This is a genomic window from Nocardia pseudobrasiliensis NBRC 108224, from assembly GCF_001613105.1.
In the GTDB taxonomy this organism is placed as follows: Bacteria; Actinomycetota; Actinomycetes; order Mycobacteriales; family Mycobacteriaceae; genus Nocardia; species Nocardia pseudobrasiliensis.
This window is the reverse complement of sequence record NZ_BDBS01000045.1, coordinates 24,780-43,146: the sequence shown is the minus strand read 5'-3', so window position 1 is coordinate 43,146 and position 18,367 is coordinate 24,780. Positions and strand designations below refer to the sequence as shown.

21 protein-coding genes are annotated in these 18,367 nt (G+C 66.6%); 12 read left to right on the top strand and 9 right to left on the bottom strand.

The genetic code is table 11. The annotated features are described in order from the left end of the window. Nucleotides 1–59: 59 nt before the first annotated feature. Genes NP4_RS31110 through NP4_RS31100 form a run of 3 tightly spaced genes read left to right on the top strand, consistent with a single transcriptional unit; the run spans nt 60 to nt 1,565 of the window. Nucleotides 60–545, top strand: a complete 486-nt coding sequence (locus NP4_RS31110) for a methylated-DNA--[protein]-cysteine S-methyltransferase (RefSeq protein WP_068005575.1) — start codon at nt 60–62, stop codon at nt 543–545. Further along, nucleotides 535–1,242, top strand: a complete 708-nt coding sequence (locus NP4_RS31105) for a 2OG-Fe(II) oxygenase (protein ID WP_068005573.1) — start codon at nt 535–537, stop codon at nt 1,240–1,242. Before NP4_RS31110 ends, NP4_RS31105 begins: the two co-directional genes overlap by 11 nt. Further along, nucleotides 1,242–1,565, top strand: a complete 324-nt coding sequence (locus NP4_RS31100; RefSeq protein WP_082876371.1) for an Ada metal-binding domain-containing protein — start codon at nt 1,242–1,244, stop codon at nt 1,563–1,565. The genes NP4_RS31105 and NP4_RS31100 overlap by 1 nt, the downstream gene beginning before the upstream one ends. On the opposite strand, the gene NP4_RS31095 is transcribed toward NP4_RS31100, so the two are convergent. Both NP4_RS31095 and NP4_RS41780 read right to left on the bottom strand, forming a co-directional pair. Next, nucleotides 1,507–1,896, bottom strand: a complete 390-nt coding sequence (locus NP4_RS31095; RefSeq protein ID WP_068005571.1) for a hypothetical protein — start codon at nt 1,894–1,896, stop codon at nt 1,507–1,509. The genes NP4_RS31100 and NP4_RS31095 overlap by 59 nt on opposite strands. Nucleotides 1,897–2,083: 187 nt before the next feature. Further along, on the bottom strand, nt 2,084–2,254 hold the full coding sequence (locus tag NP4_RS41780) for a hypothetical protein (protein ID WP_169813833.1): 171 nt from the start codon (nt 2,252–2,254) through the stop codon (nt 2,084–2,086). 26 nt (nt 2,255–2,280) lie between these two features. Between NP4_RS41780 and NP4_RS31085 the strand changes: the two genes are divergently transcribed. Continuing rightward, nucleotides 2,281–2,778 carry a CGNR zinc finger domain-containing protein gene (locus tag NP4_RS31085; RefSeq protein ID WP_068005568.1) on the top strand — a complete coding sequence of 166 codons (498 nt, stop codon included), beginning with the start codon at nt 2,281–2,283 and terminating at the stop codon, nt 2,776–2,778. Nucleotide 2,779: 1 nt separating this feature from the next. Here the strand turns inward: NP4_RS31085 and NP4_RS31080 are convergent, their stop codons facing one another. Together NP4_RS31080 and NP4_RS31075 are read right to left on the bottom strand one after the other, a co-directional pair. Next, nucleotides 2,780–3,310, bottom strand: a complete 531-nt coding sequence (locus tag NP4_RS31080; protein WP_068005566.1) for a dihydrofolate reductase family protein — start codon at nt 3,308–3,310, stop codon at nt 2,780–2,782. A 1-nt stretch (nt 3,311) separates the two neighbouring features. Further along, the gene (locus tag NP4_RS31075) at nt 3,312–4,223 is read right to left on the bottom strand and encodes a helix-turn-helix domain-containing protein (protein ID WP_211335964.1); all 912 of its coding nucleotides are present in this window, start codon (nt 4,221–4,223) and stop codon (nt 3,312–3,314) included. Between the two features lie 178 nt (nt 4,224–4,401). On the opposite strand from NP4_RS31075, the gene NP4_RS31070 reads away from it, so the two are divergent. Next, nucleotides 4,402–5,124 carry a VIT1/CCC1 transporter family protein gene (locus NP4_RS31070; RefSeq protein ID WP_114755867.1) on the top strand — a complete coding sequence of 241 codons (723 nt, stop codon included), beginning with the start codon at nt 4,402–4,404 and terminating at the stop codon, nt 5,122–5,124. 99 nt (nt 5,125–5,223) lie between these two features. Here the strand turns inward: NP4_RS31070 and NP4_RS41295 are convergent, their stop codons facing one another. Both NP4_RS41295 and NP4_RS31065 read right to left on the bottom strand, forming a co-directional pair. Continuing rightward, nucleotides 5,224–5,388 (bottom strand): hypothetical protein, encoded by a 165-nt coding sequence (locus tag NP4_RS41295; RefSeq protein ID WP_156524955.1) that lies wholly within the window; start codon nt 5,386–5,388, stop codon nt 5,224–5,226. Between the two features lie 455 nt (nt 5,389–5,843). Continuing rightward, nucleotides 5,844–6,836: an acyl-ACP desaturase gene (locus NP4_RS31065; RefSeq protein ID WP_068005562.1), complete on the bottom strand. Its 993-nt coding sequence runs from the start codon at nt 6,834–6,836 to the stop codon at nt 5,844–5,846. A 334-nt stretch (nt 6,837–7,170) separates the two neighbouring features. On the opposite strand from NP4_RS31065, the gene NP4_RS31060 reads away from it, so the two are divergent. From NP4_RS31060 to NP4_RS31050, 3 genes are all read left to right on the top strand, one after another. Then, nucleotides 7,171–8,415 (top strand): KasA/KasB family beta-ketoacyl-ACP synthase, encoded by a 1,245-nt coding sequence (locus NP4_RS31060; protein WP_068005560.1) that lies wholly within the window; start codon nt 7,171–7,173, stop codon nt 8,413–8,415. 101 nt (nt 8,416–8,516) lie between these two features. After that, complete coding sequence (gene fadD32, locus NP4_RS31055; protein ID WP_068005558.1) at nt 8,517–10,388, top strand: long-chain-fatty-acid--AMP ligase FadD32; 1,872 nt, start codon at nt 8,517–8,519, stop codon at nt 10,386–10,388. Nucleotides 10,389–10,582: 194 nt separating this feature from the next. Further along, entirely contained in the window at nt 10,583–10,795 is a 213-nt protein-coding gene (locus tag NP4_RS31050) for a hypothetical protein (protein WP_068005556.1), read from the top strand. Here NP4_RS31050 and NP4_RS31045 read toward each other — a convergent pair. The 3 genes from NP4_RS31045 to NP4_RS31035 form a co-directional block, all read right to left on the bottom strand. After that, nucleotides 10,780–11,955, bottom strand: a complete 1,176-nt coding sequence (locus tag NP4_RS31045; RefSeq protein WP_068005553.1) for a thiolase family protein — start codon at nt 11,953–11,955, stop codon at nt 10,780–10,782. The genes NP4_RS31050 and NP4_RS31045 overlap by 16 nt on opposite strands. Nucleotides 11,956–12,017: 62 nt before the next feature. After that, the gene (locus NP4_RS31040; RefSeq protein WP_147288081.1) at nt 12,018–12,452 is read right to left on the bottom strand and encodes a hypothetical protein; all 435 of its coding nucleotides are present in this window, start codon (nt 12,450–12,452) and stop codon (nt 12,018–12,020) included. Between the two features lie 209 nt (nt 12,453–12,661). After that, the gene (locus NP4_RS31035; RefSeq protein ID WP_068005548.1) at nt 12,662–14,011 is read right to left on the bottom strand and encodes a hypothetical protein; all 1,350 of its coding nucleotides are present in this window, start codon (nt 14,009–14,011) and stop codon (nt 12,662–12,664) included. Nucleotides 14,012–14,115: 104 nt separating this feature from the next. Between NP4_RS31035 and fabG the strand changes: the two genes are divergently transcribed. The 4 genes from fabG (at nt 14,116) to NP4_RS31015 (ending at nt 18,230) form a co-directional block, all read left to right on the top strand. Then, nucleotides 14,116–14,895, top strand: a complete 780-nt coding sequence (fabG, locus tag NP4_RS31030) for a 3-oxoacyl-ACP reductase FabG (protein WP_068005546.1) — start codon at nt 14,116–14,118, stop codon at nt 14,893–14,895. Nucleotides 14,896–15,030: 135 nt separating this feature from the next. Further along, nucleotides 15,031–16,542 (top strand): hypothetical protein, encoded by a 1,512-nt coding sequence (locus tag NP4_RS31025; RefSeq protein ID WP_068005545.1) that lies wholly within the window; start codon nt 15,031–15,033, stop codon nt 16,540–16,542. A gap of 21 nt (nt 16,543–16,563) precedes the next feature. After that, nucleotides 16,564–16,815 carry a hypothetical protein gene (locus tag NP4_RS31020; protein WP_068005543.1) on the top strand — a complete coding sequence of 84 codons (252 nt, stop codon included), beginning with the start codon at nt 16,564–16,566 and terminating at the stop codon, nt 16,813–16,815. Nucleotides 16,816–16,967: 152 nt separating this feature from the next. Further along, nucleotides 16,968–18,230, top strand: a complete 1,263-nt coding sequence (locus tag NP4_RS31015; RefSeq protein ID WP_068005541.1) for an extracellular catalytic domain type 2 short-chain-length polyhydroxyalkanoate depolymerase — start codon at nt 16,968–16,970, stop codon at nt 18,228–18,230. Nucleotides 18,231–18,367: the final 137 nt, after the last annotated feature.

Below are 18,367 nucleotides of genomic sequence, written 5' to 3'. Positions count from 1 at the left end.
TGGGGGTGTGCGGCAGATTGAGTGGTGTACCACGACGGGATCGAAGGAAAGGATTCGAGATGACCGTGTACACCACCATCGACAGCCCCCTCGGTGAGCTGCTGCTGGTCGGGGAGGAGACCGGCGCCGCGGTCGTGCTGTCGGCGCTGTCCATCGCCGGTGGCAAGCGCACCGGAGTGCGCGAGGGTTGGGTCGAGCGGCCGGAGGCGTTCGCCGAGATCATCGCCCAGCTGCGGGCGTACTTCGCCGGGGAGCGCACCGATTTCGACATCGAATACCACGGCGTCGGAAGCGATTTCCAGCGCCGGGTGTGGCAGGCGCTGGACGAGATCCCCTACGGCAGCACCGCCACCTATGGCCAGATCGCGGCGCGGATCGGCGCACCGCGCGAGGCCGTGCGGGCGGTCGGGGCGGCGATCGGCGCGAATCCGCTGATGATCGTGCGCCCATGCCATCGCGTGATCGGCGCGAACGGCTCGCTGACCGGCTACGCCGGGGGCGTCGAGCGCAAGCGGCAGCTGCTGGAGCTGGAAAGTGTCGGATGAGGCGGCCCGGGTCGCCGAACAGGATTGGGACCGGTTGGCCGCCGAACTCGACGAGTACGGCCACGCGCTGACCGGCCCGCTGCTGTCCGGCGACCAATGCCGTGAGCTCGCGGGCCTGTACGGCCGCGACGAGTTGTTCCGCACCACGGTCGATATGGCCCGGCACCGCTTCGGCATGGGGGAGTACCGCTACTTCACCCATGATGTGCCCGAGATCGTGGGTGCGCTGCGGGCGGCGTTCTATCCGAATCTGCTTCCGGTCGCGCGGGATTGGGCCGCGCGACTGGGGCGACCCGGATCCTGGCCCGCGCGGCTCGAGGACTGGATCGCCCAGTGTCATCAGGCCGGGCAGCGCAAATCGGCGCAGATCCTGCTGCGCTACGGTCCGGGCGACTGGAATGCGCTGCATCGGGACCTGTTCGGGGAGATGATCTTTCCGCTGCAGGTCGTCATCGGCCTGGATGTGCCGGGCGTGGATTACACCGGCGGTGAGTTCCTGATGGTCGAACAGCGGCCGCGGGCGCAGTCACGCGGCGCGGCGGCGCTGCTGCCGCAGGGGCACGGGCTGATCTTCACCACGCGCGAGCGCCCGGTGCGCGGTGCGCGCGGCTGGTCGGCGGCGCCGATGCGGCACGGGGTGAGCACGGTGCGCTCGGGGCGGCGGCACACGCTCGGCCTCGTCTTCCACGACGCGTGATGTACACGCTGATCGGGGCGGACGGGCGGCCCTATCGCAGCGCGGATCCGGGTGCGCTGGGCGGACATCGGCGGCTGCGGATCTACGGGCGTCTGGACTGTCCGGCGGCGCTGCGGGCGCTGGCTCGGGGTGGATATGTCGCACAGCGGGTGTTCTTCGCCGATCCGGCCACCGCCGTCGCCGCCGGATATCGGCCCTGTGCGGTGTGTCTGCGCGCGGAATACCGACGCTGGAAAAGGAACGGGCGCAATCCGATTCGGGTGATTAGTCCGTTTGCGACGGGGCGCGATGCCGTCGGCGGATCGGGGTCGGATGCGGAGTGAAGCGGCGATGAATGTATTGCAGGGCAACCAGCAGAATCAGCGCGACCCCGGCCGCCAGATAGTCGCCGGTGACCACGCCGAGTATTGCCAGACCGCCGAATACCGGCGGTTCGAGCACCGAACACCAGCCCAGCACCCGCAATCGCGCGGAATGGGCGTCCAGCCAGGCCAGACCGTCGTCGACGATGTCCTCGGCGGTCTCGTACTCCACCAGCCCGTCGCCGACCTGTACGAAACGGTGTACAGCCTGTTCCCGGGTGATCCGGCCGAGCCAGGCCTGGTCGATGAGTCGCTTACCCTCTACGGCGACCTGCGTGATGACCGCGTCCATACTGCGGATCCCTTTCCAGTCAGTGCCGCAGATTCTAGGCTTATCATCTGGCTACCGTGTCGCTAACGTGCCAAAACCGTTAGCGCACGGTCGATGTGGGCATCGTAGTGGTGACACGGTAGCGGAAGCCGGAGAACACACGGACATGGACACATCATGCGAAGTGGTCGCCTCATCGGACAAGCCGCTAAGACGAGGGTCCCCGCGCGGCGAAGGCACTCGGCCCCGCGGCCGCCACCACCTCACCGTGTTCGACGATCAGCCAGCGGCCGCATACACAGCGCAGATAGCGCACGGGTCCGTGGGCCGAGATCGAAGTCGGCGTGGGCCAGGCGCAGGAGGGACAGGTGGCGCTCATGGGTTCCACCCTGATGTAATAGCTCAATGCAGTTCAACCCTTACGGCGGCTCGGCGGCGGAACTGGCCGCGCTGCTGGTGAACTCCGAGCCGGGCGTGGATCTGGTGCGACTGCTCACCGATTTCGGTTACCGGCCCGTCACGACCCTCGATCCGGTACAGGACGCCCGCCTGCGCGCCTGGATCCGCCGCCTCGACGAGGTCTTCACCGATCCCACCGTCGATCGCCTCAATTCCCTGCTCGCCGAAACGACAACCCGCCCATACATTTCCACCCACGACGACCGCCCCCCGCATCTGCACTACGCCTGGGAGGGCGATCCGATGGACGAACGCGTCAAGGCCTATACCGCGGCGGGCCTGGCCACCCTGTTCTGCGAGGCCCCCGGGCGAATCGGACGCTGCTCCCGCGACGGGTGCCCGATGGTCTTCATCGACACCTCCCGAAACGGCCGCCGGCGGTTCTGCTCCACCACATGCTCCACTCGGGTGCATGTGGCCGAACATCGCCGCCGGGCCGGATGAGCTACTTCACGACTTCGAATCGCAGGCAGGCGAATTCGCCGTTGCGGTCCATTTCCAGCGGGCGCAGCTCCACGTGGCGCGGCAGCAGCGGCGCGCCCGCGCCGATGGTGACCGGGGCGATGGACACCCAGACCTCGTCGAGCAGGCCGTGTTCGGCGAACTGGGCCGCCAGCCCGCCGCCGCCGACGACCCAGATGTCGCGGTCGCCCGCGATATCGGCCATCTGCTTGTGCAGAGCGGGGACCGATTCCTGGGTGAAGCGGAGGTCGGCGTCGGCGCGCGGGAGAAAATCGCGGTGGGTGAGCACCCAGGAGGGCGCCTGGTACATCCAGGGTTCGTCGCCGTGGTGATCGAGGAGCCACTGGTAGGTGTTGCTGCCCATGACTATCGCGCCCACGTTCTCGACGAACGCGGTGTATCCCATCGGTCCGTTGGGATCGTTGTCGCGAGTGACGAGCCAGTCCAGGGAGTGGTCGGGCGTCGCGATGAATCCGTCCAGGGTCGTGCCGGTGTAGTAGATGGTGCGTCGCATATCAGCCTCTCTGTCGTAACCACATGATCGGGTCGCCGTAATGGTCTGCGGCGCCTGATATTTCGCCGCGCAGCCAATGCCGCGCGAGCAGGCGTCGGTGTGCCGAGTAGGTGAGGACGTGCGCGAGTACGCTGCCGAGGACAAAACTCTCCGGCGGCTCGCACAGCGCGTCGATGAGGGTGTCGCCCCAGCCGCCGCGCCGATCGATCTCGCGCACGGCGTCGAGCCAGCGCGGCGCGATCTCGTCCAGCCGCCGCACGAGCGTGGGCAGATCGTCGGATCCGTGCTGGGGCTGATCGGAACCCTCGATACAGGCCAGCCAGACCTCCTTGGCCCAGATCAGATGATCGAGCACCACCGCGATGGAATCGTCGGGCCCGTCCCAGTCGAGCGTCATCCCGCCGTCGCGTCGCAGCCGATACCGCTCCTCGTCCAGACCGGCCGCGAGGTCGAGCAATTCGCGAGTGTCGTCCAGGTCGTGATGGATCAGTAGCGAGGTCGGATCCATATCGGGCCTGCCCTTCGTTTCGCTTTCCACCCACAGCGCCATCGGAGGGTGGAAGTGGATCCCGTTCACCGCGGGCAGCCAGCGCGCCTTCGGAGCCGCCGGGGTCGCGCTGGGCGCATGTCCGAACGCCCTGCTGAATGCCCGGCTGAACCCCTCGACCGAGTCGTAACCCGCCGCCCACGCCACCTCGGTGACGCTGTCCCCATTGCTCAACTGCCACGCCGCCCGCTCCAAGAGCACCCGCCGCCGCATGGCCACCGGCGCCTCACCCGCCCCCTTCGCGACCTGCCGCGAAAAGTGAAAAGGCGAGGCGAACGCGCCCGAGGCCATAGCCCCGAGCGTGGTATTCCCCTCGTCCAGCACCGCGTCGATCAGCTCCCGCAGCCGGTCTCGTCCCTTCGTCACGTCCACGAGTCTGACCGGTCCGCAGGTTCGACCGCTTGACCGTTCTTGCTCAGGGTGGGTCGAGGAAATGGCCGCAATTCGACTTAGGTTTGTAAAGCCTTGCGTTGCAATGCATTACCTAATTGTGCTGAGGCTTGCTTTGCTGGCGGTGTGCGAGGAGAGTCGATAATTTGGTCGGGTGACCGAACGTGGGACCGTCCAGATCGATAGACATTCCGAACCGCACGGCAACGGACTTGCGGGCCGGTTGAATTGGCTGCGGGCCGGGGTGCTCGGGGCCAATGACGGAATCGTGTCGGTGGCCGGGATCGTGGTGGGGGTGGCGGCGGCCACGACCGCGTCGGGGGCGATTCTGACCGCGGGGGTGGCCGGGCTGGTGGCGGGCGCGGTGTCGATGGCGTTGGGGGAGTACGTGTCGGTGAGTACCCAGCGCGACAGCGAGCGGGCCGTATTGGCCGTCGAGCGGCGCGAACTCGAGGAGATGCCCGAACAGGAGCTGGCCGAACTCGCGGCGATCTACGAGGGTAAGGGGCTCTCGCCCGCCACGGCGTGGAAAGTCGCCGAGGAACTCACCGCCAAGGACGCCTTCACCGCGCACGCCGAGGCCGAATTGGGCATCGACCCGAGCGATCTGACCAATCCGTGGCAGGCCGCGCTGTCCTCGGCGCTGTCGTTCACGCTCGGGGCGCTGCTGCCACTACTCGCGATCCTGACCCCGCCCACGGTCCGGGTGCCGTTGACGGTCGTCGCGGTGCTCGTGGCACTGGCGGTGACCGGAGCCGTCGGCGCCCGGTTGGGCGAGGCTCCGGTGTGGCGCGCCACGATTCGGGTTCTGCTGGGTGGCGCGTTGGCGATGGCCACGACATATCTTGTCGGGCATCTGGTGGGAATCGCGGTTTGAGAGGGTCGGCCGAGAAGAAGTTTCAGGGCGCCGAACGAGATGTGCCCCGGGATGTCGCAGACTCATCCCGGGGCGCGCCGGCTGCTCGCCGACGCGAAATCAGTGGTTCCCGAGCTGAATTCGCTCGAGTGCGGTGCGCAGCTTGGCCTGACGTTCCGGATCGTCGATCCGCAACCGGATGTGCACGTTCGAGGAGGGTGCGTCCACGATCACCGGCCCGGATTTCCGGACGGTGGCGCGAGCCGCGTGGGGTACTGCAGTCATGTTCACCAGTGTGCACTTACGGCAATCTTCTGGCAATGTGTTCTGCCACTCCATTCCGCGTCGAGACCAATTCGAAATGCTCGGAGGTGCACAAGCTTCCGGCTGCCGGCGAACCGGCTCCGCGAGTACCCAGTCGACAACCAGCTAACACGCGTGTGATCTCGCGGTCTCGCAGCGGGCCCGCAATAACCCTCGAGCACAGGCAAATGCGGCCCCGACGTGCCGAAATGTGTTGGTGAGCTGGACCGCGCCCCCGCGGCGGCAACCCCCCTGACGCGAAAGTGCCCGCGATCCGCGGAAGTCGGGCGCGCCGCCCCCGGAAGTGGCCCGCGGCCGGGAGGAATGGTTCTGGACGGGCCGAAATACCCCCGGCGACGGCGGGTGTAGAGACCGACCGGCCGAATTCCCGGCCCCAACCGGGAAATCGGCCTCTGACCGGCCGAACGGTATGTCGCTCAGCCCTTCGCGCCCACCAGGTCTCGCTTGGCGGCCTCGCGGGCCAGCGCCCGGTCGCGCTGCTCCTCGAACCGCGCGCAGTCCGATTCCAGCCGTTGCAGGAACTCCCCGAGCCGATTGCGGGCCTCATCGCCGCGGGCGCCGAAATCGTTGCGCTCGAAGACATTCCACTTGCGCAACACCGGCATCACGACCTCCTCGAGATGCTGGCGCAGATCGTAGATCCCGTGCTTGGCCATCAGCACGCCGTTGCGCCGCCAGTCGGGCATCCCGGCCCCGGGCATCTGGAAGTTGCAGACGATATCGGTGATGGCCTCGAGCGCCTGATCGGGCGCCAGATCCAAGGCCGCGCCGCACATATTGCGGTAGAAGATCATGTGCAGGTTCTCGTCGGCGGCGATGCGCTGGAGCATGCGGTCGGCGACGGGATCGTTGCAGACCTTGCCGGTGTTGCGGTGGCTGACGCGGGTGGCGAGTTCCTGGAAGGTCACATAGGCGACCGAATGCAGGAATCCGGTGTCGACCAGCTGATCTCCCGCGCCGGCCGCGCGGATGGCCTTCATCGGATTGAAGCCGTTGGTCATATGGATCATCCGCGCGTTCTCCAGCGCGACCGGATCCACGCCGCGCGTCACCACGAGATAGTCGCGAATGACGATGCCGTGCCGGTTCTCCTCGGCGGTCCAGCGGCCCACCCAGGTGCCCCAGGCGCCGTCCTGGGAGAAGTTCTCGGCGATCTCGCGGTGATAGGAGGGCAGATTGTCCTCGGTGAGCAGGTTGGTGATCATCGCCGCCTTGGCGACCTCGCTCAGTTGCGACTGTTCGGGGGCCCAGTCGATCCCGCCCATGGCGGCGAAATTTCGGGCCTCGTCCCACGGCACATAGTCGTGGGGATGCCACGCCTTTGCCATCGACAAGTGCCGGTTGACGTTCTGTTCGGCTACGGGTTCCAGCTCGAGCAGCAGTTCGAGCTGTGTGAGGTTCCTGGCCACGGTGATGCCTTTCCTCGATACGGATCGCGGTTGAGACGTTTCGGGAAGAAGCCGGTACAGTGCATTAGCGACCGGATTGCTGCGTGTCACGCGGTTTGGCCGGTCAGGTACGCCCCGATAATGTAGTCCCGCCTCGCCCTGGCCTTCGAGGCAGGAGGGCGCGTCGCATTAAAGAGGACCGAACTCCTGCTGAAGCAGTTTTCGAGGGTTCGGTCACCGGCACGAAAACGCCTGCTACGCAGGATGTTCCCGGCGCCGAGGTAAGTCACTCCCGCTTGTATTCGCCGCAGTATTGCCCCACCTCCGCAGTGTTGCCACCGAAAGAGAGCCGAGAATGACGATTTCCAGCCGTATGCGCTATCCCGACGTCGTCGTGACCAGCCTCGCGGCGACCACTTCGATAGCCGGTGACGTCGACTCCACGTGGAAGGGACTACTCAACGGCGAGAGCGGTATCGACGTTCTCGACGACCCCTTCGTCGAACGGTTCGAACTGCCCGTGCGCATCGGCGGCCACCTCAAGGTCAAGCCCGAGGCGAGCCTGTCGTGCGAGGAGGCCCGGCGCTACTCCTATGTGCAGCAGATGGCCCTGGTCCTCGGCCGCGAGGTGTGGCGCAACGCCGGTAGCCCCGAGGTGGATTCCGAACGTCTGGGCGTCTCCATCGGCACCGGGCTCGGCGGCGCGGAGATCCTCATCGACGCCGCGAACAAGATGCAGAACGGCGGCTACAAGCATGTGCCGCCGAACGCCGTGCCGATGATCATGCCGAACGGGGCCGCCGCGGTGGTGGGCCTCGAACTCGGCGCGAAAGCCGGTATCTGCACCCCGGTTTCGGCCTGTTCGTCGGGTTCGGAGGCGATCGCCAACGCCTGGAAGATGATCGTGATGGGCGATGCCGACATCGTCGTCACCGGCGGCGTCGAGGGTTCGATCCAGGCGCTGCCGATCGCGGCGTTCAGCATGATGCGCGCGATGAGCATGCGCAACGACGATCCCAAGCGCGCCTCGCGGCCCTTCGATGTGGAACGCGACGGCTTCGTATTCGGTGAGGCGGGCGCGATGATGGTGATCGAGACCGAGGAGCACGCCAAGGCGCGCGGGGCCACCATCCACGCCCGGTTGATGGGCGCCGGAGTCACTTCGGACGGCTTCCATCTGGTCGCGCCCGATCTCGAGGGTAAGGGCGCGGCGCGGGCCATCAGCCGTGCGATCGAGACCGCGGGCCTGACGAAAACCGATGTGGGGCACGTCAACGCGCATGCCACCGCGACCCCGATCGGCGACACCGCCGAGGCGAAGGCGATCGCGTGCGCGGTCGGTGGCCATGCCTCGGTGTACGCTCCGAAATCGGCGCTCGGCCATTCCATCGGAGCCGTGGGCGCGTTGGAATCGGTAATCACAGTGTTGAGTGTTCGCGACGGCATGGTGCCGCCTACGTTGAATTTGGACAATCAGGATCCGGAGGTCGATCTCGACGTCGTCAGGGGTCATGCGCGACCCGGTCGGATCGATTACGCCATCAACAACTCGTTCGGCTTCGGCGGACACAACGTGTCGCTGACATTCGGGCGATATTGAGCGAAATACCGCCGAAGCGCTGCTAGTCTTCGGGCTTCGGTGTCGATCTGTATCGGTGTCATTGCACGGCCCGAAGCGGCGTGCGTGAAAAAGGATAGGGAATGATCGGCGAGACTTACGACGACTATTTGGACGAGCACGGCAACATCACGATCCCGGATGATTCGACCTGGATCGACTTCGTCGACAGGCACAGCGCGACGAATGGTGACGAGCTTGCGTATCGCTATATCGACTATTCGCGCGAAAGGGACGGGGAGTATCACGAACTGACCTGGCGCCAGTTCGGCGTACGGCTGCGCGCGGTGGCGGCCCGGTTGCAACAGGTGACGACGTCGGGCGATCGCGTCGCGATTCTGGCGCCTCAGGGCCTGGACTATGTGGTCTCGATCTTCGCGGCGGTCTACGCGGGCAATATCGCGGTGCCGCTGTTCGATCCGGAGGAGTTGGGCCACAGCGACCGCCTGCACGCGGTCCTGCGGGACTGCCAGCCCTCCTCCATCCTGACGACGAGTTCGTCGGCGGCGAAGGTGCGGGACCTGTTCCGCGAGTTGCCGGCCTCGAAGCGACCGCGCATCATCGCCGTGGACGCGATTCCCGACAGCGTCGGCGCGAGCTGGGTGCGGCCGGACATCAGCATCGATAGCGTGGCGTATCTGCAGTACACCTCGGGCTCCACGCGCGTGCCCGCCGGAGTCGAGATCACCCATCGCTCGGTGGGTACCAATCTGCTGCAGATGATCGATGCGCTCGGCCTGGTCGAGAACGCGCGCGGCGTCACCTGGCTGCCGATGTTCCACGATATGGGTCTGCTGTGCGTGATCCTGCCGACCATCGTCGGCAAATTCATCACGATCATGTCGCCGAGCGCCTTCGTGCGCCGCCCGTACCGCTGGATCAAGGAATTGGCCGCGGCGTCCGACGGCGCGGGAACCTACGCCGCCGCACCGAATTTCGCGTACGAGCACGCGGCCGCGCGCGGTCTGCCCAAACCGGGTGAGAGCCTGGATCTGTCGAATGTGATCGGACTGATCAACGGCAGCGAGCCGGTGTCGGTGACGTCGATGAAGAAGTTCAACGACGCCTTCGTGCCGTACGGCTTACCCAAGACGGCCATCAAACCCTGCTACGGCATGGCGGAGGCGACGCTGTTCGTCTCGGCGACCCGGCGCGACGACGAGGCCCGGGTGGTCTACGTCGACCGCACCGAACTCAATGCCGGTCGCATGGTCGAGGTCGATCCGGACGCCGAAAGCGCTGTGGCGCAGGTGTCGTGCGGTTACGTCGCCCGTTCGCAGTGGGCGGTCATCGTGGATCCGGCCACCGGCGTCGAGCGGCCCGACGGTCAGGTCGGCGAGATCTGGTTGCACGGCGACAATATGGGCATCGGGTACTGGGGCAGGCCGGAGGAGAGCGAGGCCACCTTCCATAATGTGGTGACCGAGCGCCAGCCGGGCGGTAGTCACGCCGAGGGCACCCGCCCCGACGCGAACTGGATGAGCACCGGCGATTTCGGCGCCTACCTCGACGGCGAGCTGTACATCACCGGCCGGGTCAAGGATCTGGTGATCGTCGACGGCCGCAATCACTATCCGCAGGATCTGGAGATGTCGGCACAGGAATCCTCCGACGCGCTGCGGCCCGGCTTCGTGGCCGCGTTCTCGGTGGCGGCCGAGGAGCTACCGGAGGCCGCGCGCGCCGGAATCGGCTCGGGCACCGAGCAATTGGTGATCGTCGCCGAAAGGAACACCGGCGCAGCGAAATTGGATCCGGAACCGGTGGCCGAGACGGTGCGCGGCGCGATCGCCAAGCGGCACGGCGTGACCGTGCGCGAGTTGCTGCTCGTGCCCGCGGGATCGATTCCGCGCACGTCCAGCGGCAAGATCGCCCGGCGGGCCTGCAAGGCGGCGTATCTGGAGGGCACGCTGCGCGGCGGGCATAGGCAGCAGGCGTTTCCGGACGTTTCCGAATGACACGGTCCGGACGCCGTGCCCAAAATTAGCCGGAAACCGCGTTCTGACCAGCAATAGTCCGGACACGACGCGGTTTCGGCGATGGTTTTCGGGCAACCAGGTGTCCGGCCTTTGTCCTGGGGCGATGGGTCGTTCCCGAGCTACTGTGTAGTTACGGACATGGTTGGTTTTCACCCGACCCCAGGGAGTTCGCCATGGAGTATTCGATAGCGGATTTCATTGCACTGACTGCACATTCGGCCCCCGATCGGCCGCTGTCCACCGAGCGCGCGCACCGGGTGATGCAGATGCACACCGATTGCTCCACCGACTGCTGCCGGAACAAGCGCGCCGCCTTCGACGCGCTCGTCCGCGCCGGACATCTGGTGCCCGACAGCTGTCGTCGTTCCTATCAGGCCTCTGGGTAGCACTCGATGATCGTGGCATTGGCCAAACCGCCCGCCTCGCACATGGTTTGCAAGCCGTAGCGGCCGCCGGTCTGCTCGAGATGATTGACCAGGGTGGCCAGGATACGGGTGCCGGAGGCGCCCAGCGGATGGCCCAGTGCGATCGCGCCGCCGCGCGGATTCAGTCGCTGCGGGTCGGCCCCGAGCTCGTGCTGCCACATCAGCGGCACCGGGGCAAAGGCCTCGTTCACCTCGTAGGCGTCGATGTCGGCAATGGTCAATCCCGCGCGCGCCAGCACATTCCGGGTCGCGGGGATGACCGCGGTGAGCATCAGCAGCGGATCGTCGCCGGTTACCGCGAACGAGTGGAATCGCGCGCGCGGCCGCAGGCCCAGTCGATTCGCGGTGTCCTCGTTCATGATCAACGCCGCGGACGCGCCGTCGGTGAGCGGGGAGGAATTGCCCGGCGTGATGGACCAGTCGATCTCGGGGAAGCGGCGGGCGTACTCTTCGTTCACGAAGGCGGGTCGCAGGGCCGCGAGGCCCTCGGCGGTGGTGCTCGGGCGGATGGTCTCGTCCGCGGTCAGTTCGCCCGCGGCCACCAATTCGTTCGCGAAGCCGCCCGCGGCCGCGGTCTCGGCGGCCAGGTGATGGGAGCGGGCGGCGAATTCGTCCAGTGCGGCCCGGTCGAACTTCCAGCGAGCCGCGACTACCTCGGCCGAAATGCCTTGCTGGACTAGACCTTCCGGATAGCGGTGCGCGATGGGCCCGCGATTGGCGTCCGCGCCCTGCGCATTGGAGAACATCGGCGCCCGCGACATCGACTCCACTCCGCAGGCGATGGCGATGTCGTAGGCTCCGGCCAGGACGCCCTGCGCCGCGAAATGGGCCGCCTGCTGGCTGGATCCGCACTGGCGATCGACCGTGGTGGCCGGAACCGACTCCGGGAATCCGGCGGCCAGCACGGCCGTGCGGGCGATATTGAACGCCTGCTCGCCGCTCTGGGTGACACATCCGGCGATCACGTCGTCGACCAGGGCCGGATCCAGATCGTTGCGGGTCACCAGTTCCGACAGCACGCCGGCCAGCAGAGTGGCCGGATGCACTCCGGACAGTCCGCCGCCGGGCTTACCCTTGCCGGACGGTGTGCGGACGACGTCGACGATGACGGCAGAGCTCATGGCGACTCCGATCGAATGGATGCTTCACGTCGCCATTAAGTTAACACGGATTCTCGAGTGGTTCAGCTGGCGGCTTCGGCTTTCGTCGGACTGAAGTTAGCGCCGAATCCGTACAGGATGGGCAGGACCACGGCCGCGATCGGGCTGTAGATGTGCAGTTCCTGCGGCAGCGCGCCCAATGAGTAGGCCCAGATGACGAATGCGCCCACGCCGAAGCCGACGGGCAGCCACCGATGTCGATATCTCGTCGCCGGATACTGCTTGAGCAACAGCGGAATCGTGCCGAGGCCGAAGACCGCGAAGATGGCCAGCATCCACACCGTCCGGGAGGTGGTGTCGGCATCGGTCATACCGGTCACCGCCGCCGAGGCGGCCAGATACGGCCCGCTGGTCTCGATCGGGAAATATTTGGCCAGCCGCTCCTGATAGGAGTCGCCCTTCTCCTCATCGGGCGCGGCGTCCTTCGCGCGCACCACCGGAGCCACCGCACGCGCCATGGCCATACCTCCGTAGTCCCCTCGCTGCGTCCAGAATGCGCCGATCACCGCAGAACGCGGAGCCTATTCGCAAGATCGGGAGCGCGTGCGAACGGAAGCTGAACGTCGCGTGGCGATCAGCGGCCGCCCTCGGGCAGATCCAGCAGGCGGCGGGTCTGATCGGTGACGGCGGTGTGGGACATGGCCGTTGCTCCTTCGGGATGTGGCGCTCAGGCCGTGGGATGCCAGATCCGCTGATGGTCGCGATGCGTCGACAGGTAGGCGGTATCGGTGGCGACGGTGTCGTAGAAGTCCAGGTCGATGTGCTGGGCCTGTAGGTAGTTCATGATCCAGACGCTCGGCACGGTGCCGGGGAACTTGCCGAAGGTCTCATCGATGTAGGTCGCCTGTAGTGAAAGCAGTTCGCGGAAGCGGCGATCCCACGGGGCCGCCGCCGCGCGCACGCCGGGATTGTCGGCGAACGGACCGGGAGTGGCCGGATGGTACGGGCCGCCGGGGCCGAATTTGCGTTCGGCCAGCGCGTCGACGGCCGCGGCCATCGACGGGTGATGCGGTCGGCAGCTGGCCTCGAAGATTCCGGGCAGGCCGGTGGGATTGGGCTGCGCCCAGCGCGGATCGGTGTCGTAGCGGAAGCCCAGGCCCGGAATATCGGCCCGGCCGCTCGCGCCCAGCACGGTCAGGCGATCGATGCCGTCGAAGGTCCAGCCGCCCAGGCCCAGCGCGCCCAGCAGCAGATGGCCGTTGTGCACCGCGGCCATGAGTTCGGCCGTCGCCTCGGTGAGCGAATACTGCTCGACGAAGCTCAGCGGCATCGGATCGGTGAAACGTAAACGGTCCCGGTAGTTTTCGATGCCCGGAATGGGGCGGTCGTGGATGTCGTCGTAGATCGCGAATCCGTTCTGGGTGAAGAAGGCGATATTGGCCAGGGTCTGCTGGGCGATATCGGCGACCGGGATCACCAGCAGTGAGCCGGGGTGATTGGCGATCCACGTGTTGTGGCCCTCGAGATACGGTTCCTCGCGGGGTATGTGAATTCGGCTGTCGGACAATCTGATGACGCGCGAGAGCAGGGCGTTCAACTGATCCTCGGCCGCGCCTTCGCCCTCGGCGTAAACGCGATCGGGTGGCGCGTCGCGGGTCGGCAGGAAGTAGGTGCCGGAATCGTCGGTGAAAAAGAATTCGCTGGTGTGGAATCCCGCCGCGGAGCCGAAGGTGCGGCCGGTGGCCGAACCGTTGTAGTTCGGCCAGGCCGGGGCGTAACCGGGGTGGTGGCTGATGCCGAAATGCCAGCCGGTCCAGCCCGCGACCGTATTGAGCACGATCGCGCGTTCCAGATCGCTGAGCGGCTGCGGCGGTTGGCGGCTGGTGAAGGCGAGCGGGCCCGCGGGAATCGCGCCGCCGACCGGAAAGCGGCGGGAGCGTCGGCCGTAGATGGCGTCCAGGAGCGGGAATTCGGCCAGTTTCCCCAGCGCGGCCCGCTGCTTTTCGGTGAGTTCGAGGGGCGGCAGGCCCCCGGTGGAGGAGGCCGATTTCACAATTCCCGTATCCGTGACCGACATGGCATTCCTCCATCAAAGACGTACCATCTGGTCAACCAATATTCGTTCCGGTCGGAACGACTGTCAAAAGAATGTGATCCGACCCACGTCGCGGAAGGAGCGAAATGTTCGAGCTCGGCGGAAAGTCGGTCGTGGTGACGGGTGCGACGAAGGGGATCGGTTACGGCATCGCGGAGGTGTTCGCGAAGGCCGGTGCGAATGTGGCGGTGGTGGCCCGCACGGCCGAGGAGGTGCGACGGGCGGCCGACGCCCTGGACGCGGTCGGGTCGGGGAGGACGCTCGGCGTATGCGCCGATATCGGCGATCCCGAATCCTGCCGGGAGATGAGCGCCGGGGTGCTCGCGGCATTCGACGGGATCGACGTGCTGTGCGCCAACGCCGGAATCATGCCCCAGGCCCCACTGGCCACCATGACGGCCGCGGAACTGTCCTCGGTGCTGCGGGTGAATCTCGGGGGCACGGTCTTCGTCGTGCAGGCCTGCCTCGACGCGCTCACCGCCTCGGGCGTGGGGCGGGTCGTGCTGACCTCGTCCATCACCGGCCCGATCACGGGCTATCCCGGCTGGTCGCACTACGGCGCGTCCAAGGCCGCGCAGCTCGGATTCATGCGTACCGCGGCAATCGAATTGGCCCCGCGCGGGATCACGATCAATGCGATCCTGCCGGGCAACATCATGACCGAGGGATTGGCGGCGATGGGGGAGGAGTATCTGGCCGGGATGACCGCGGCCATCCCCGCCGGAGTCCTGGGCTCTCCCGCCGATATCGGCCACCTCGCGGCGTTTCTGGCCACGGCGGAGGCCGGATACATCACCGGGCAGGCGATCGCGGTCGACGGCGGCCAGACCCTGCCCGAATCGCCCGATGCCGTGCGGCCCCGCTAGCCGGGCGTTTCGACTGTCCTTCGTTGTCCGCGTCATCGACCGGGTGCCGGGCGCGAATCTGTGGCAGACTCGGCCACGCACAATGCGGCCGCTCGACGACCGTAGGTGGAAGGTGATGCGGGAGTTGGGAACGCGATGGAGTTGAGCGCCATCGAGCAACAGGTGGCCGACGAGAGACGGATCGCCGCTCAGGAGCGGACCGACGAGTCCGAGCTGCGGCTGGCCACCTCGCTGGTCGAACTGGCCAAGGCGTTCATGGCCACCAAACAGGATGGCACCGAACGCGATCGGTCGCCGGCCGCGCTGGAACCGGCCCAGGAGGCCGTGCTGATCCGGCTGCGCTGGCTGACCGCCGGACATGTGAGCGCGCAGTTCGCCGGGCAGGTGCAGGAGGCGATGCGGCTGTTCGAACAGGCCGCGCGCACCATCGGCCACCGCGAATTGGCGACGGCGACCATCCGGCAGGCCTGCGACGCGTATCACCAGGTGGCCCAGCAGTATCCGCAGGCCGCGGGCGTATGCGCCGACGGGTTGTCCAAATGCGGGGTGTGGCTGTGCCGGTTGGATCCCGGTTCGGCGGTCGCGGCGAGTTCGGAGGCCGTGCGAATCCGCGCGGGGCTGTTCGCGGCCGATCCGGATTCGGCGGGCCGATTCCTGGCCAGCCTGAACATGTTGCTGCGCACCCTGATGATCGGCCGTCCGCGTAAACAGGCGCTGGCCATGTATCGCGAGCGCTATTCCGCGTGGACCACCTCCGCGATGACGACGCGGCTGCGCGAAACCCCGATCGAGGAACTGGAATTCACCAGTAAGACCCTCGCCGCCCTGCAGAAGCTGGACACCGCGACCCTCGATCGGGCCGCGCGGCTCACCCAGCAGCAGATCCTGTATCAGACCTCCGGTGATCTGAGCACCATCGAGGAGATCAACTGGAAGCTCGGCCTGGTGGGCCTGAAGCCGTTGATCGCCGGGGCGCTGCCGGATCTGCCCTCCAAACCCGTCGATATCGCCCACTCGTTCGGCACGCTCAGCGTGCGCTGCACCGCGCCCGACGCCCTGGCGCAGGTGCGGGCGGCCGTGGTGGCGGCGTATTCCGTCGACGATGTGCGTCCGGTCGGCAGTGGCTTCTTCCACGGTGTGCACAAGATCCAGTCGGCCATGGCCGATCCGGAGTTGAATCTGACCGAGCGGCTCGGCGACGATGTGGTGCTGATCGAGCGTTCGGGCGGGCACTGGATTTCGGTGATGAGCCTGAACTGGGAGCTCGCGCCGGTGGGCAAACATCCGCTGGCGCTGCGGCTTTCGCAGGACTGGCCGGTCATCGCGGTGAGCACCACCGAGAATCTGGCCTACGAATTGTGCTGGTACGCCGACGGTTCGGCCACCCAGTACGCCGCCCTCGGGCGTCCCGCCGGACAGCCCCCGCTGGACAAACCCTTGGCGCCCTTGGATTTCGCCATGCTCGCCGAGTACGGCGCCGACTACGCCTCCGAGACCCAGGTGCGGGCGGCGTTCGGCAATACGGCCATGTTCGCCAAGCTCACCAACCTGCCCGCCAGCGGTATCCGGCAGGCGGGTCAGACCAGGCCGCTGGCCGATTACGGCGACCAGATCCTGTTCCTGCGCCGCCGGGGGAATGGGGACTAGCGTCTCGGGTATACGGCAACCATGACTGCCGACAAGTCGAAGGTAACGCCGGACGACCTACGTCAGCTGCTCGACGCCGGAAGCCCGCACACCCGCTTGGCCCTGGCGCAGGGTCGCATGCGTATCGAGCCCGCCAGCGACGACGATCTGGATTCGCTGGTCGTCATCACCCGCGGTGAACTGGCCGCCCGGGTGGGCGACCGGCCCGACGCGGCAGCGCTGTCGAGGCAGGCCGCCGCGTTGAACACCGAGATCGGAATGTTGGGGGCGTAGGGCCTCCGCTGGATGTCACCGCACAACCGCCCGGCCGGTTTTTGTGGGTGGGGGAACCATATTCGGGTGCGGAGATATGGGTCTGGCGGACGTGGTCGCGGTCACAGCGGTTGGGGAAATATCTGAACCCTCGCACGATGAAGGGTTCGACGATGAAACGACTTCTGTTGGCTGCGGCGGTGATCGGGTCCGCGTTGGTGGCCGGGGTTGCGTTCGCGGCTGCGCCGCAACCGGTTTCGGGGACGTTGGCCGGCTACAAGATCGATGGTGTGTATGTGGCCGGGGTGTCTTCGGGTGGGTATATGGCCAATCAGTTGCATGTTGCCTATTCCGGAACTTTCAAAGGGGCGGGGATATTCACCGCGGGGGCCTATGACTGTGCGCAAGGAAGTGTGAATACCGCGCAGTACGCGTGTATGCAGACCTATCAGGCGCGGAAGACGCCTGCGCAGTTGGAGCAGGAGACCAGGGATCGGGCGGGGAAGGGGACCGTGGACGCGGTGTCGCTGCTGAGCGGGGCGAAGGTGTACCTGTATCACGGGAGCAGTGACAACACCGTGGTCGCGGCGGTCAATGATGATTTGGCCAGGTATTACCGGGATTTCGGGGCGGATGTGGTGTACGACAACGGCACCGCGGCGGGGCATGCGTGGGTGAGTCCGTTGGGGCCGGTGGCGTGTTCCGCTACCGCGTCGCCGTTCGTGAACAGCTGCGGCAATGATCCCGAGCACGATATGCTCGCGCATCTGCTGGGCGGGGTGCGGGGCCCGGCGTCGGCGTTGAACGGCACGTTGATTCGGTTCGATCAGGGTAGGTACGCCGGGGGGTCGGCGGCCTCGATCAGTATGGACGCCAATGGGTTCGCCTATGTTCCGGCCGCCTGTGCGTCGGGGGGTTCGTGCAAGTTACTGGTCGCGCTGCATGGGTGTAAGCAGGGGTACGGCTACAGCGATCCGGCCGCGGGGGCGTTCGGCGACAAGTTCATGAAGTACGCCTATCTCAACGAATACGCCGATACCAACAATCTCGTGGTGCTGTATCCGCAGGCGGCGGCCTCGACGAATCTCGGTAATCCGAACGGCTGCTGGGATTGGTGGGGCTATGCGGGCGGCGGTTATGCCGAACACGCGGGGCCGCAGATGAAGGCGATCATGGGTATGGTCCACGACCTGACCACCGGAACCACGCCGCCGTCCACGACGACGCCCCCGCCGACCACCACGACCCCGCCCGCGACCGAATGCGTGAAAGCCTCCAACTACGCCCACACCCAGGCCGGACGTGCCCATCAGTCCGGAGGCAATACCTTCGCCAACGGCTCCGGCGACGCCATGGGCCTGTGGAACACCCTCGTCGTGCACAGCCTGAAGAAGACCGGCGACAACTACTGGGTGCTCGCCGACGGTCAGTGCTGACCGTTCAGCGCACAGGTATCGCGCAGACGCAGACGCAGGCCAGGACGATGGTCGCGATTCTCACACGATGACGCTACGAAGATCCGACCGGCGACTCCTACGTGTGCCGGGCACGTAATCGGCGCGTTGGATATGGC